Genomic DNA, 14719 nt, shown 5'->3' on the forward strand with positions numbered 1-14719 from the left:
CGGACACGGCTCAGCGGCGCAGGAGCAGGAAGCCGGGGGCCGGGACCGCCGCCGGCACCGTGCCGGGGCCGAGCGGGCCGTGGTCGCCGTGGCCGGCGAGCAGCTCCGCCCGCGTCAGGTCCGCGGGCACGGGAAGCGGCTCCGCGCCGAGGGCGACGAGCAGGACGACGTCGGCGTCCTCGCCGGCGCGGGTGAGGCGCACGTGGCGCCGGGCCGCGTCCACCTCGGCCCGGACGCGGTCGCGGCGAGGGTCGGTGAGCTGGGGCAGCGTGCGGCGCAGGCCGATCAGGGTGCGGTAGGCGGCGAGCACGCGCACCCCGCGGCCCTGGCCGTCCGTGCCGCCCGCGGCCTCCGCCCAGTCCAGCACCGCCGCGTCCCGCGTCGCGGGGTCCTGCGGGTCGGGGACGTCGGCCGGGTCCCAGCCGTGGGCGGCGAACTCGCGGCGTCGTCCCTGCCGGACGGCGTCCCCGAGCTCGGGCTCGCGGAACGAGGTGAAGAACGGCCACGGCGTCGAGGCCGCGAACTCCTCCCCCATGAAGAGCATCGGCACGTGCGGGCCGGTCAGCAGCAGGGCGGCCTCGGCCGCGAGCGCACCCTCGGACAGGGCGGCAGCGGTGCGGTCGCCGCCGGCACGGTTGCCCACCTGGTCGTGGTTCTGGATGCTGGCCACCCACGCGTGGTTGGGGACAGCCTCCGGCACGGGGCGCCCGTGGTCACGGCCGCGGAAGGTGGAGCGGGTGCCGTCGTGGAAGTAGGTGCGCTCCATGACCTTGGCCACCGCCTCCAGCGGGGCGAAGTCCGCGTAGTAGCCGTGGGTCTCCCCCGTCGCGGCCACGTGCAGGGCGTGGTGGACGTCGTCGTTCCAGGCCGCGGCGAGGCCGAGCCCGCCGGCGTGGCGGGGCAGCACCAGACGCGGGTCGTTGAGGTCGGACTCGGCCAGGAGGGGCACGGGTCGGCCGGCACGGGCCGCGATCCCGTCCGCGAGCGCGGCCATCTCCTCGAGCAGGTGCACGGCGCGGGCGTCCCGCAGGGCGTGCACCGCGTCCAGGCGCAGCCCGTCCACGCGCATCTCCTCGAGCCAGAAGCGGACGTTGTCCAGGACGAGCCGGCGCACCTCGTCCGAGTCGGCGCCGTCCAGGTTCAGGCCGTCGCCCCAGCCGGTGCCGCCCTGACCCAGATACGGCCCGAACACCTGCAGGTAGTTGCCGGAGGGGCCCAGGTGGTTGTGCACGACGTCCTGGACCACGCCGAGGCCGGCGGCGTGGGCGGCGGCCACGAAGCGGCGGTAGGCGGCGGGGCCGCCGTAGGACTCGTCGACGGCGAACCACGCCACCCCGTCGTAGCCCCAGTTCCGCGGCCCGGGGAAGGAGTTCACCGGCAGCAGCTCGACGTGGGTGACCCCGAGGTCCGTCAGGTGCGGCAGGCGGGCGATGGCGGCGTCGAGGGTCCCCTCGGCCGTGAAGGTCCCCACGTGCAGCTCGTAGAGGACGGCGCCGCGCAGGCCCCCGCCCTGGGGTGCGGCCGGATCGGACTCCACCCCGGGCGGCCCGGTCCAGCCCTCGTCCGGCCACGCGAAGGCGCGGCCGGCGACGTCGCGGCGGGAGGGCCCGTGGACCGTGTCGGGCTGGCGGCGGGAGCGGGGGTCCGGCACGGGGTCCGCCCCGTCCACGCGGTAGCCGTAGCCGGGGTCGGCCGGCGGCTGGGCGGCGTCGAGGCCGAGGGTGGCCAGCGGGTCCTCCGTGGGCGTCCACCAGCCTCCGGCGGCGGGGTCCATGGCCACGACGGCGGCGACGGGCCAGCGGTCCTCGGCGTCGTGCAGGGCGCCGGGCTCGGTGTCGACGAGGACGAGGTCGACGCTCTCTGCGTGCGGCGCCCACACTGCGTAGGGGACGACGCGCGCGGCGTCGACGGCGGCCCGCTCGGCCGCGGCGGGGTCCAGGGGGTCGGAGCCGATCGGGTGCAGGCCCGGGGCGGGGGCGTCGGCCGGACGGGGCTCGGTCACGGGGCGGTCCTCTCTCGGCGGTCGGACGGGGCGTGCGCCGGGACGAGCAGCGCGACGGGCAGGGTGCTGAGCAGTTCGTCGAGGCGCACGGCGCCGCGCGCGTCAGGGTGGACGGGGTGGCCGGTGACGGCGTCCTCCCACCGGCCGGCCGGCACGGTCACGACGGTCTCGCCCCAGCCGCCCGCGGCCGCCAGGCGGACGGGCCAGCGGGTGGCCACGGCGAGCGCCCCGCCCCGGTCGAACGCGATCGCGTGCTCGGCGGCGGGGCCGGAGACGTCGAGGGGGCGGTGGCCGGTGAACAGCTCGGGCCGGTCGCGGCGGGTGCGCAGCACGCCGGCCACGACGGCCAGCTTGGCGGCGGCGGGGTTGTCGAGGCCGGGCGTGTGGCCGGCGTCGAGGCGGTCCAGCAGGTCGGCCCGGGCCGCGAAGTCCACGGGGCGGCGGTTGTCCGGGTCCACGAGGGTGGGGAAGGGCACCTCCGTGCCCTGGTAGACGTCGGGGACGCCGGGGGCGGCGAGCTGGACGAGCTTGTGGCCGAGCTGGACCACCAGGCCGGGCTCGGCGATGCGGTCCGCGACGGCCTGCAGCACGCCCCGCGCAGGCCCCTCGGGGGAGGTGACGGCGGCGGCGAGCGCGGCGAGCCGGGCCTCGAACTCGGGGTCCTGGTCCGTCCAGGTGGTGGCCAGGGCCGCCTCGCGGGAGGCCTTCTGCAGGAAGCCGAGGATCCGCTCCTCCTCCGGCGCGGTGCCGTCCGTGGGCCAGACACCCACGATGGACTCCCAGAGCAGCCGCTCCGCGTCGGGGTGGCCGAGCGGGTGGAGGCGCCTCAGCTCCGCGAGCTCGGCGGCCCAGCGGTCGGGCTCCTCGGCGAGCACGGCGATGCGGGCGCGCACGTCCTCGCCGCGCTTGGTGTCGTGGGTGCTCAGGGTGGTCATGGCCGTCGGCCAGGCGGCCTGGCGCGCCTGCTGGGCGGCGTGGAAGTCGGCCAGGGACAGGGCGACGTGGGAGGGGTCTCCGCCGACCTCGTTCAGATTGGCCCACCGCGAGTACCGGTAGAAGGACCGGTCCTCGACGCCCTTGGCCATCACCATGCCGGAGGTCTGCTGGAACCGGCGGGCCACGGGCGAGTCCGGGTCGGTCAGCTCGGGCCGCAGGTCGCCGAGCACGTCGGCGAGGCCCGGCTCCGCCGCGGCCGCGTCCTCCAGCGCGCCCTCGAGCACGGCCAGGCCCACGGGCAGGTAGGTGCGGTACACGGGCAGGCGGGCGAGCACGGCGGCGAACGCGGCGGCCACGTCCTCGTCCGGGTGGGCGCCGAGGGCGTGCACGGCGCGGACCAGCCGGGCGGTCTCGGCCGCGAGGGAGCCGGTGGCCACGTCGTGCTTGGCCCGCACCACGGCCTCGTCCCACTCCCGACGACGGCGCGCGTCCTCGGCCGCATCGCCCGCGGCCTCGGGATGCATGAAGACGCGTTCGACCTCGCCGAGCGCGTCGTAGCCGGTGGTCCCGTCCACGGGCCAGTCCGCGGGCAGCGCCTCACCGGGCTCGAGGATCTTCTCCACCACGAGGTAGCCCTCCGGCAGGACGTGGGAGCGCAGGCGCCGCGCGTAGCCGGCCGGGTCCGCCAGGCCGTCCGGGTGGTCCACGCGCAGCCCGTCCACGAGCCCTTCGCGGACCCAGCGGGCAGGTTCGGCATGGACGACGTCGAAGACCTCGGGCTCCTCCACCCGGACACCCGCAAGCGTGGTGACGGTGAAAAAGCGGCGGTAGTTCAGCTCGGCGTCGCCGCGGCGCCAGCCGACCAGCCGGTAGTGCTGGCGGTCGTGCACGGCGCGGGCCAGGCGGGTCTGCTCCGCGGTCGGCTCCTTCGCCGGGTCCGCCGCCGCGAAGACCTCCGCGGCGCGCAGACCGGTCTCCGCCTCGGCCGCCTCGAGCGATCCGGGGGCGAGGGGGTAGACGTTGTCCCAGTAGCGCAGACGGCCGCCCTCGGCGTCGACGACGAGACGGTCCAGTTCCGCGTCCGCGTCCCCGTCAGGACCGTCCCCCAGCACGGGGATGAGCAGGGACCCGCCGCCGGCCGCCCAGTCCACGTCGAACCACGCCGCATGCGCCGCCTCGGGACCGTGGGCGAGCACGTCCCACCACGCCGGATTGGCCTGGGGCGTGGCCACGCCCACGTGGTTCGGCACGATGTCCACGAGCACGCCCATGCCCGCCTCGTGCGCGGCGCGCGCGACCATGTCCAGTCCCTCGGCCCCGCCGCGGGCGGCGTCCAGCCGCGTGGGGTCCACGACGTCGTACCCGTGGTCGGAGCCGGGCTCGGCCTCGAGCAGCGGCGAGAGGTAGAGCCAGTCCACGCCCAGGCGCCGCAGATAGGGCACGAGCCCGGCCACGGACTCCAGCGGCAGATCCGGGCTGACCTGGAGCCGGTAGGTGGACGTGGGGGCGGAACGGACGGTCGAGGTGCTCACGCGGCGACGCTAACAGAGGCCGCCGACGCGGCATCAGGCCCGACGGACGACGGCGGGCGCGGTCACGGGGCCGGACGCAGCGGCAGGTCCTCGTACTTCTCCGGCGGGTTGTGGAAGATGTCCTCGCCGACGAAGGGCTCGCCCGAGGGGTCGACCAGGACCATCTCGTCCCGCAGGACGGTTCCGTCCGGCTGGGTGAGGTCGATGATGAACCCCGTGCCGGACTGGCGGATGCGCTCGATCGAGGTGTAGCCGTACTTGGCCGTCAGGTTCTGACGCAGCGTGTCCAGCCCCGCCAGGTGCGTCCACACACCCACGCCGGCCAGTACGGCCGCGGCCGCCAGCACCACGGCCCCCACCCGGCGCTGCAGCCGGGTGTTGTCCAGGACGTCCACCTCGGTGTTGCGTCCGTGCTCGTCAGCGTGCCGGCGGTGCCGGCGCTCACGCCAGATCCCGGCGGCCAGCAGGATGCCGCCGACGACGAGCGCGAGGGCGGCCGCCCAGTAGGCGAGCCAGGGGGTGAAGAGGTTGACGGGCTCGAAGGTCATGCCCCCAGTGTGACATCCCTCACGCCCACGGGTCGCTCAGGGCAGCGGCCGGCCCCGCGCCGCGGTCCACAGACGGTGCCACTGCGCGGAGTCCATCGCCTCGGCCGCGGCGGCCGCCTCGGCGCACGCGGCGACGCGCTCGGGGTCCTGGGTGCCGATCACGGGCCGCACGCCCCACGGCAGGCGCAGCAGCCAGGCGAGCACCACGGCCTCCCGGCTGACGCCCAGCTCCGCTGCGACCTCGCCGACGACGCCGGCCGCGCCGTCGTCGCCGGAGCTGAACCGGCCCTGGCCCAGCGGCCCCCAGGCCTGCAGCTCGATCCCCTCGGCGGCGCACACCGGGCCGAGGCGCCCGGCGTCGGCGTCCGCGGGGGCGTCCGGGTGGTTGGCGAGCACGACCGCCTCCACGAGGGTGCGGTGGTGCAGGCCGAGCTCGACCTGGACGCATGCCAGCCCGGTCCCGTCCGCCGCTTGGCTCTCGAGCTCGCGCTGGAACTCGAGGACGCGGCCCACGCCGAGGTTGGAGACGCCCAGCTTGCCGACCAGGCCCGCCTCCCGCGCGTCGAGGAAGGCACGCACGGTGTCGGCCACGGGCGTGAGGACGTCGGGCCGGTGGATGATCAGGGTGTCCACGCGCTGCTCGCCGAGGCGGGACAGCGAGCTCTCCAGCGAGGCGCGCACGTGCTCAGGCGAGGAGTCGTAGCGGGTCAGGCGCCGCCCGGCCGGGTCCGTCTCGTGCAGGACGATCCCGCACTTGGTCTGCACCTTCAGGGCGGAGCGCTCCTCGTAGGGCAGCTCGTGCAGCAGCCGGCCGACGGTCTCCTCGGAGCGGCCGGCCCCGTAGATGTCCGCGGTGTCCAGCAGGTCGACGCCGGCCTCGATCCCGGCGCGCAGGGCGCGGCGGGCACGCTCCACGGCCGCCTCGGCCTGGGCTGCGCCCGCGGGCCCCTCCGGCCCCGCCCCCGGATCGGCGTCCGGGGGCGGCGGGGGAACGGACCCCCAGGCCATGGTCCCGAGCACGATCGGGGTGGCCGGGGTCGGGTCGAGGTCGAGCGGCGGATGCGTGGGGGCTGTGCTCATGGCCTCACCGTCTCACGTCCGCCCGCCCCGGGTCTGGACCCGCCGCCCTGTGATGGGATGGGTCCATGAAGCTCGCCACGTTCCGCCAGCCCGACTCCGACGCCGCCTACCCCGGCGCCACGTTCGCCGCGGTCATCACCTCCGTGCACCCCGAGGACCCCGAGGTCGCCGTGCGCGCCGTCGCCCTGCCGGACTGTCGCGACGTCGGCGAGTACCTCACCGCCACGCCGGAGGAGCAGCGGGAGACGGTGGAGGGCGCCCTCCGCGCGGCGCAGGCCGACCGGTCCCTCCTGCTGGACACCTCCGGCCTCGTCTACGACACGCTCGTCCCCTTCCCCACCAAGGTGTTCTGCGTGGGCCTGAACTACACGAACCACATCGACGAGACGGGCCTGGAGCGCCCTGAGCATCCGACGCTGTTCGCGAAGTTCCCGCAGTCCCTCACGGGTGCCCTGGACCCGATCGAGGTCCCCGAGGAGGACCACCGGGTCGACTACGAGGGCGAGCTGTGCATCGTGGTCGGGGAGCCGGGCCGACGCATCGCCGTCGAGGACGCCCCGGAGCACATCGCGGGCTACGCGGTGGCCAACGACATCTCCATGCGCGGCTTCCAGGGTCGCACCTCCGAGTGGCTGCAGGGCAAGGTGTGGGAGGCCTCGACGCCCGTGGGTCCGTGGCTGGTCACCCCGGACGAGTTCCCGGCGGACGCGCGCGTCCTCACGCACGTCAACGGCGAGCTGCGTCAGGAGGACAGGGTCGCCGACGTCGTCTTCTCCCCCGCCGAGCTGGTCTCCTACGCCTCGCAGCTGATCACCCTGAACCCGGGCGACCTGATCCTGACCGGCACGCCCGCGGGGGTCGCCCTGGCCCGCCCGGACGCCGAAGGCCGCCGCCCGTGGCTGCGTCCCGACGACGTCGTCGAGGTGGAGATCACCGGGCTGGGACGCCAGCGCAATGAGCTCGTCTGAGGCGGCGGCGCCGGCGGACGCCCTGCCCCGCGTCGTCGGCATCCTCGGTGCGGGGCGGGCGGGCACCGCGCTGGCACGGGCGATCGCGCGCATCCCCCGCCTCTCCCCGGGCACGGCCGCCCCGCGGGTGATGGTCGCGGGCACGCGGCGCCCCGCGGCGGTCCAGCGCCACCTGACGATCTACGCGCCCGAGGCCGTCGCCGTGTCGGCCGAGGACTTGGCGGCGGAGGCGGAGCTCGTCGTCGTGGCCGTGCCGCGCGAGGCGCTCGACGACGTCGACCCGCTCGCCCTCGCCGGGCCGGCCACGCGCGCCGTGGTGGACCTGACCAACACGTGGCGGGGCGAGCCCGTCCCGGCGTGGCTCGACGACGACGGCGCGCCGGGCACAACCCGGATCGCCGAGCGCTGGGCCGCCGCGGGGCTGCGCGTGCCCGTCGTGCGTGCGTTCTCGGAGATCTCGCATCACGACCTGGAGGACGCCGGGCGCGCCACGGCCCCGCGTCGCGCCCTCGCGGTGGGCACCGAGCCGGCCGATGCGGCGGCCGACCCGGCCGCGGTCGCCGCTGCGCGCGACACGGTGGTCGCCCTCGTCACCGCGATGGGCTTCGACGCGGTCCCCTACACGGGCCTCGACCGGGCCGGGGCCCTCGAGCCGGGGGCGGCGGGGTTCGGCACTGCGCACGACGCCGGCCTGCTCGCCGTGCTGCTCGCCGACGCGTCCACCGGCTGAGGCGACACCGGCCCTGCGGTGCCTACGCTGGGCGGGACCGCCGACCCCTCCAGGAGGCCCCCGTGACCCGTCCGACGCACCGCACCGCCCGCCGCACGCTCGCCGCGGTCGCCCTGTCCGCCGCCGCCCTCACCGGACCGGCGGCGGCCGCCACCGTCGTCGCCCTGCCGGTCGCGGCGGGGGTGACGGGCGCCGTCGTGGCCGCCGCGCCGCAGGCCCACGCCGTGGCCTGGGACCGGGTGGAGCTCGTGGATGACGCGGGCGTGATCGACCCCGCCCAGCTGCGCCGTGACCTGGCGGGGATCGAGTTCCGGGAGCCGACCCGCGTCGCCGTGGTCACCGAGCGCGGCCCGGACCTCTCCGCGCTGGACGACGACCGCGCGTCCCAGGCGTTCAACGGGCGGGTGCTCGAACGGGCTCGCGCCGAGCACCCGGACTGGCTCAGCGCGGACGGCCAGAAGTGGGCCGACGGCCTCGTGATCGTGGCGCTCGACCCGGACAACCGGGTGATCGGGGTGTACGTGGGCGAGGACCGGATGCTCAGCACGGACCAGCTGCGGGAGGTGCGCGAGGCCGGCCACGAGGCGGCCCGTGCGGCCCGATGGACGGACACGGTCGTGGAGGTGACGGGCGCCGCCGCAGAGCTGATCGGGCGCCCCTGGTGGCAGGCTCCCGAGCTGTGGTTCGGCGCGGGGATCGTCGGTGTGGCGGGCGGCGGCGCCGCGGCCGCGGTGCTCGCGAGCCGACGGCGTCGCCGCCGCCGGACGGCCGACCTGCTGGCCGAGGCCCGCACCCACCTGACCTCCGTCACCCTGGAGATGGACGCCACCGAGGTGAACGCGTCCACGGTGCCTGAGGACTCGCCCCACGCGGCCGCGCTGATGGAGCGCTTCCGCGGCTTCCGGCGCCAGGCGCTCGACGCGTCGGCGGAACTGGACCGCCTCGAGGCCCTGCCGGAGCGCAGCCTGCATCGCACGGAGCATGCCCGGGCCGCGGAGGACGTCCGGGACCGCGCCCGTGAGCTCGACCGCCTCGACGACGCCGTGGCCGCGGCGAACACCTTCCTCAACCGCCACCCGGGGTGGCCGGCGGCGTGGGACCAGCAGACCGCCCCGCTGCGGGCCGACCTGGACGCCGTCGGCACGCTGGCCTCCTCCGTCGGCTCCGCCGGACCCGTCCGGTCCGCGGTCGCCGCGCTGGAGTCCTTCCGCGCCGAGGCGCAGGACCGGCTCGAGGCGCTGGGCGCGGACCTGCAGGAGGAGCGCCTGACCCCGGCCGCGGCGCTGGACGAGCTGGACGCGCTGCGGCGTCGCCTGACCGGGCTGGTCTCCGCCCTCGCCGACGCCGAGGTGGCGGCCTTCGGCAAGGACGAGGCCGAGCGTGAGCTGCTGCGCGACGAGCTGCGCTCGCACCGTGGCCCGGCCCGGTCCGCGCGCGGCTCGATCCTGGACTCCGCGTTGCCGGCGGATGCCTACTGGACGGTGGTGGCCTTCACCACGGGCCACCAGGCCGGCGAGCGGTCCGTCCAGGACCACCGCCAGGCGCAGTCCAGCTCCTCCGGGACCGGCTACGGATCCTCGGGCGGCTCGTTCTCCGGGGCGGGCTCGTCCGGCCGATTCTGAGGCGATCGGGGCCGGATCTGAGCCGGAAGCTCGTCCGGGCCGGGCACCCGGTCCCTGGCCCACCGCCCCGTTCTGCGAGACAGTGAAGGACCATGACCGCCGCTGACACCCCCGCACCCCGTCAGGACCCCCTCGCGTTCTTCCTCGACAAGGCCGTGCCCGAGGCGTGGCACGCGGTCGGGCCGCTGGCCTCGGCCGCGCGCGATGCCGCCGAGCAGGCCGGGCTGGACCGGCAGCTCGTGGAGCTCGTGAACCTCCGGGTCTCCCAACTCAACGGCTGCGTGTTCTGCCTGGACCGGCACACCCGCCAGGGCGCCGACGCCGGCCTGAGCGTGCAGCGCCTGGGGCTGCTGCCGGCGTGGCGTGAGGCCGGGGCCGTGTACTCGGAGCAGGAGCGCGCCGCGCTCGAGCTCGCCGAGGCGGTCACGGACCTCCCCGAGCAGGAGCAGCTGAACTACGTGCAGGCCTCCACGGCCGCCGTGCTCACGGACGCCCAGTACGCGGCCGTGCAGTGGGTCGCGATCGTGATGAACCTGACGAACCGCATCTCGATCCTGTCCCATCACCCCGTGCGGCGCCGGGACGGCTGACCCCTTCCCCGTCGCCGGCCCGGCGGCGGGGTCCACCGAGGAACGAGAGGATCGACCATGACCGAGCAGACCCCGAGCCTGGAGCACCCGCAGGTCCGCAAGAACGCGGAGGGGTACGAGATCGTCGTCGATGACGCGGGCACGGTGGCCGGCTTCACGGTGGCGATCGACGACGACACCGCCGACGGCCCGGCCCAGCGGATCTTCCCGCACACCAAGGTCGACCACGAGTACGAGGGCCGGGGCTTGGCCTCGATCCTCGTGCGCGAGGCGCTGGAGGACACCGTGGCCGCGGGCCGCCGGATCGTCCCCGTGTGCCCGTACGTGAAGGACTGGGTGGACGAACACGACGACGTGGCCGGCGAAGTGGACCCGGCGCGCCCCGAGCATCTGCGGTTCCTGGAGTCCCGCCAGGACTGACGCCCCGCACCCGACTGCACCCACAGACGAGAAGAGCCCCCGCCGGATCGGCGGGGGCTCTTTCTGGTCGGGGTGACAGGATTTGAACCTGCGGCCTCGTCGTCCCGAACGACGCGCGCTACCAAGCTGCGCCACACCCCGTTGGAGGTCTCAGACCTGAATCCAACAGAGTGCGACTATACCAGCCACACCGGGTGCCGCCAAACCGAGATGCGGGGCAGAATCGCACGCATGAGACCTCTGCGCACCCGACGAATCCGAGAGAGGCCGGGATGAGCTGGTGGCCGTTCCTGCGTCCCTCCGCGAGCCCCTCCCCCGACGACGACGGCGCCCCGGCCGCTGCCGAGCTCGAGGAGGCCGTGGCCGCCCTGCGACAGCTGTTGCGCGCGGAGCGGCACCGGCTGCGCCCGGACAGCTGGGCCCTCGCGTGGGAGATGGTCGAGCACGCCGCCGAGTACGCCCCGGCCTGGACTCGCCTGCAGCGCACACGGCCCGTGGAGGCCCAGGAGCTCGTGCTCGCCCTCACCGGGCGCTTGGAGCCGCTGCTGCGCGACTTCCTCGCGCTCCCCGACTCGGAGAAGCCGGCCCATGCCGACGCCGTGCACGCGCGCCTTCTGGAGCAGAGCACGGAGCACGGCCGGCTGCGCCGCCGACTCACCCGCGCGCTCACGGCGCGGCTGCGGGCCGGCGAGGAGTTCTGAGCGCCGCGGGGAATGCACCCGGGAACGCAGAAAGCCCCGTGCAGATCGCACGGGGCCGCCCGGTGAATCCTCCCCGGAATGCGGGAAGGGCCTCGCACCAACAGTGCGAGGCCCTTCCCTCAAAGAATGTCCGGCGGCGACCTACTCTCCCACAACCTCCCGGCTGCAGTACCATCGGCGCTGTGGGCCTTAGCTTCCGGGTTCGGAATGGAACCGGGCGTTTCCCCCACGCTATGACCGCCGTAACCCTAACCCCACACCACCACCCTCAACACGGGCAACAGCAGGGAAACCTACGGGTCACACAACAGTGACACTATTCAACTCAAAACACCCCAACCATCCACCAACAAGCAGACAGCCGGTTGCAATCAGACAACCGCACAGTGGACGCGAACACCAACCCATCACCTTGAAGCAAGCAATAGGATAAGAGTGTGTGTAAGTCATCGGCCTATTAGTACTGGTCAGCTTCACGAGTCTTCAGTCCTCGCTTCCACATCCAGCCTATCAACCCAGTGTTCTAGCTGGGGGCCTCACACCCTCAAAGGGGCAAGGAAATCTCATCTCGAAGCCGGCTTCCCGCTTAGATGCTTTCAGCGGTTATCCATCCCGAACGTAGCTAATCAGCCATGCACCTGGCGGTACAACTGACATACCAGAGGTTCGTCCGTCCCGGTCCTCTCGTACTAAGGACAGACCTTCTCAAATTTCCAACGCGCGCAGAGGATAGGGACCGAACTGTCTCACGACGTTCTGAACCCAGCTCGCGTACCGCTTTAATGGGCGAACAGCCCAACCCTTGGGACCTACTCCAGCCCCAGGATGCGACGAGCCGACATCGAGGTGCCAAACCATGCCGTCGATATGGACTCTTGGGCAAGATCAGCCTGTTATCCCCGAGGTACCTTTTATCCGTTGAGCGACGGCCGTTCCACAACGAGCCGCCGGATCACTAGTCCCGACTTTCGTCCCTGCTCGAGCTGCCACTCTCACAGTCAAGCTCCCTTGTGCACTTGCACTCGACACCTGATTGCCAACCAGGCTGAGGGAACCTTTGGGCGCCTCCGTTACATTTTGGGAGGCAACCGCCCCAGTTAAACTACCCATCAGGCACTGTCCCTGACCCGGATCACGGGCCGAAGTTAGATATCCAGAGTGACCAGAGTGGTATTTCAACGGCGACTCCACGAACACTGGCGTGCCCGCTTCACAGTCTCCCACCTATCCTACACAAGTCACACCGAATACCAATACCAAACTATAGTAAAGGTCACGGGGTCTTTCCGTCCTTCTGCGCGTAACGAGCATCTTTACTCGTAATGCAATTTCGCCGAGTTCATGGTTGAGACAGCGGGGAAGTTGTTACTCCATTCGTGCAGGTCGGAACTTACCCGACAAGGAATTTCGCTACCTTAGGATGGTTATAGTTACCACCGCCGTTTACTGGGGCTTAAGTTCTCCGCTTCGCCGAAGCTAACGGGTCCCCTTAACCTTCCAGCACCGGGCAGGAGTCAGTCCATATACATCGTCTTACGACTTCGCATGGACCTGTGTTTTTGATAAACAGTCGCTTCCCCCTGGTCTCTGCGGCCCCGATCCCCTCACACCAGCACGTGGTGCTCAAGGTTGGGGCCCCCCTTCTCCCGAAGTTACGGGGGCATTTTGCCGAGTTCCTTAACCATGATTCTCTCGATCGCCTTAGTATTCTCTACCTGACCACCTGTGTCGGTTTAGGGTACGGGCAGTTTGAACCTCGCGCCGATGCTTTTCTAGGCAGCATAGGATCACCGGATCACCCACCACGTGGGCGCCCATCAGGTCTCAGGCATACAGCCGGCGGATTTACCTACCGGCAGCCCTACACCCTTAGACCAAGTCATTTCCATTGCCCGGCCCGGCTACCTTCCTGCGTCACACCTGTTAATGCGCTTGCCTCCCCGGTTCAGGTCCCGCGCTCCCCATCACCGACCCCGTCAAAGACGGGGTTCGGGATGGTTCGGGCGGTTAGTATCACCGGCTCAGCATGGGCGGTTCTTCACTGGTACGGGAATATCAACCCGTTGTCCATCGACTACGCCTGTCGGCCTCGCCTTAGGTCCCGACTTACCCAGGGCAGATTAGCTTGACCCTGGAACCCTTAGTCATCCGGCGGACGGGTTTCTCACCCGTCTTTCGCTACTCATGCCTGCATTCTCACTCGTCCACAATCCACCAGAAGTTACCCGCTGGCTTCACCTCGTGAACGACGCTCCCCTACCCATCCAGCAAAACTGAATGCCACGGTTTCGGCGGTGTACTTGAGCCCCGCTACATTGTCGGCGCGGAATCACTTGACCAGTGAGCTATTACGCACTCTTTCAAGGGTGGCTGCTTCTAAGCCAACCTCCTGGTTGTCTCAGCAACTCCACATCCTTTCCCACTTAGCACACGCTTAGGGGCCTTAACCGGTGGTCTGGGCTGTTTCCCTCTCGACTATGAAGCTTATCCCCCACAGTCTCACTGCCACGCTCTCACTTCCCGGCATTCGGAGTTTGGCTGAAGTCAGTAACCTTGTAGGGCCCATCGTCCATCCAGTAGCTCTACCTCCGGGAAGAAACACGTGACGCTGCACCTAAATGCATTTCGGGGAGAACCAGCTATCACGGAGTTTGATTGGCCTTTCACCCCTACCCACAGCTCATCCCCTCCATTTTCAACTGAAGTGGGTTCGGTCCTCCACGCGCTCTTACACGCGCTTCAACCTGGCCATGGGTAGATCACTCCGCTTCGGGTCTAGGACACGCGACTCAATCGCCCTATTCAGACTCGCTTTCGCTACGGCTTCCCCACACGGGTTAACCTCGCCACGTATCACTAACTCGCAGGCTCATTCTTCAAAAGGCACGCTGTCACCCCACAAGGAGGCTCCAACGGTTTGTAGGCACATGGTTTCAGGTACTATTTCACTCCCCTCCCGGGGTACTTTTCACCATTCCCTCACGGTACTGATCCGCTATCGGTCAACAGGTAGTATTCAGGCTTACCAGGTGGTCCTGGCAGATTCACACGGGATTCCTCGGGCCCCGTGCTACTCGGGCAACCCTCCAACAGCGGCGGAACACATTTCGACTACGGGACTCTCACCCTCTACGGTCCAGCATCCACACTGGTTCGTCTATATGCCCGCACCTCACTGCGCCATGCCGGCAGACATGACAAGGAGGGGCCCACAACACCGCACATGCAACCCCTGCCGGGTATCACACACATACGGTTTAGCCCCATCCGCGTTCGCTCGCCACTACTAACGGAATCACTTTTGTTTTCTCTTCCTGTGGGTACTGAGATGTTTCACTTCCCCACGTTCCCTCCACCCGGTCTATGTGTTCAACCGGGGGTCACACGACACGTCGTGCGGGGTTTCCCCATTCGGAAATCCTGGTCTCAACGTCCGGTTATCGACTCCACCAGGCTTATCGCAGATTCCCACGTCCTTCTTCGGCTCCTGTTGCCAAGGCATCCACCATGCGCCCTTGGAAACTTTCACACACAATGAAAGTCCTCAAATGAGCAATATCTAACTAAGATGTCATTCTCGGCATCACCAC

Annotated in this window: 10 protein-coding genes, 1 tRNA gene and 2 rRNA genes; 6 read left to right on the top strand and 7 right to left on the bottom strand. The window is 71.1% G+C overall.

Annotated features, from left to right (window positions below; genetic code table 11):
• Window positions 1–10: 10 nt before the first annotated feature.
• The 4 genes from treZ to SOY78_RS10755 all read right to left on the bottom strand — a co-directional run bounded on the left by treZ (window position 11) and on the right by SOY78_RS10755 (window position 6098).
• Window positions 11–2002, bottom strand: coding sequence for a malto-oligosyltrehalose trehalohydrolase (treZ, locus tag SOY78_RS10740; RefSeq protein ID WP_182488656.1), 1992 nt, complete (start codon window positions 2000–2002; stop codon window positions 11–13).
• Window positions 1999–4470, bottom strand: a complete 2472-nt coding sequence (gene treY, locus SOY78_RS10745) for a malto-oligosyltrehalose synthase (protein WP_324701565.1) — start codon at window positions 4468–4470, stop codon at window positions 1999–2001. The genes treZ and treY overlap by 4 nt, the downstream gene beginning before the upstream one ends.
• 62 nt (window positions 4471–4532) lie before the next feature.
• Complete coding sequence (locus tag SOY78_RS10750; protein WP_182488657.1) at window positions 4533–5018, bottom strand: hypothetical protein; 486 nt, start codon at window positions 5016–5018, stop codon at window positions 4533–4535.
• A 36-nt stretch (window positions 5019–5054) separates the two neighbouring features.
• The gene (locus SOY78_RS10755; RefSeq protein WP_182488658.1) at window positions 5055–6098 is read right to left on the bottom strand and encodes an aldo/keto reductase; all 1044 of its coding nucleotides are present in this window, start codon (window positions 6096–6098) and stop codon (window positions 5055–5057) included.
• Window positions 6099–6163: 65 nt separating this feature from the next.
• On the opposite strand from SOY78_RS10755, the gene SOY78_RS10760 reads away from it, so the two are divergent.
• The 5 genes from SOY78_RS10760 to SOY78_RS10780 all read left to right on the top strand — a co-directional run bounded on the left by SOY78_RS10760 (window position 6164) and on the right by SOY78_RS10780 (window position 10428).
• Window positions 6164–7066, top strand: a complete 903-nt coding sequence (locus SOY78_RS10760) for a fumarylacetoacetate hydrolase family protein (protein ID WP_324701566.1) — start codon at window positions 6164–6166, stop codon at window positions 7064–7066.
• Window positions 7053–7796 (top strand): NADPH-dependent F420 reductase, encoded by a 744-nt coding sequence (locus SOY78_RS10765; RefSeq protein ID WP_324701567.1) that lies wholly within the window; start codon window positions 7053–7055, stop codon window positions 7794–7796. Before SOY78_RS10760 ends, SOY78_RS10765 begins: the two co-directional genes overlap by 14 nt.
• A 62-nt stretch (window positions 7797–7858) precedes the next feature.
• The gene (locus SOY78_RS10770) at window positions 7859–9418 is read left to right on the top strand and encodes a DUF5129 domain-containing protein (protein WP_061867198.1); all 1560 of its coding nucleotides are present in this window, start codon (window positions 7859–7861) and stop codon (window positions 9416–9418) included.
• 92 nt (window positions 9419–9510) lie between these two features.
• Window positions 9511–10008: a carboxymuconolactone decarboxylase family protein gene (locus tag SOY78_RS10775; protein ID WP_061867199.1), complete on the top strand. Its 498-nt coding sequence runs from the start codon at window positions 9511–9513 to the stop codon at window positions 10006–10008.
• 57 nt (window positions 10009–10065) lie between these two features.
• Complete coding sequence (locus SOY78_RS10780; RefSeq protein ID WP_061867200.1) at window positions 10066–10428, top strand: GNAT family N-acetyltransferase; 363 nt, start codon at window positions 10066–10068, stop codon at window positions 10426–10428.
• A 64-nt stretch (window positions 10429–10492) separates the two neighbouring features.
• Here SOY78_RS10780 and SOY78_RS10785 read toward each other — a convergent pair.
• A tRNA-Pro gene (locus tag SOY78_RS10785) sits at window positions 10493–10569 on the bottom strand.
• Window positions 10570–10700: 131 nt separating this feature from the next.
• On the opposite strand from SOY78_RS10785, the gene SOY78_RS10790 reads away from it, so the two are divergent.
• A complete protein-coding gene (locus tag SOY78_RS10790; RefSeq protein WP_061867201.1) occupies window positions 10701–11129 on the top strand; it encodes a hypothetical protein in 429 nt (142 codons plus the stop codon).
• A gap of 128 nt (window positions 11130–11257) precedes the next feature.
• Here the strand turns inward: SOY78_RS10790 and rrf are convergent.
• Together rrf and SOY78_RS10800 are read right to left on the bottom strand one after the other, a co-directional pair.
• Window positions 11258–11374, bottom strand: a 5S ribosomal RNA gene (gene rrf / locus SOY78_RS10795).
• A gap of 192 nt (window positions 11375–11566) precedes the next feature.
• A 23S ribosomal RNA gene (locus SOY78_RS10800) occupies window positions 11567–14658 on the bottom strand.
• Window positions 14659–14719: the final 61 nt, after the last annotated feature.

Source organism: Micrococcus sp. HOU01 (assembly GCF_035609305.1).
GTDB classification, from domain to species: Bacteria; Actinomycetota; Actinomycetes; order Actinomycetales; family Micrococcaceae; genus Micrococcus; species Micrococcus luteus.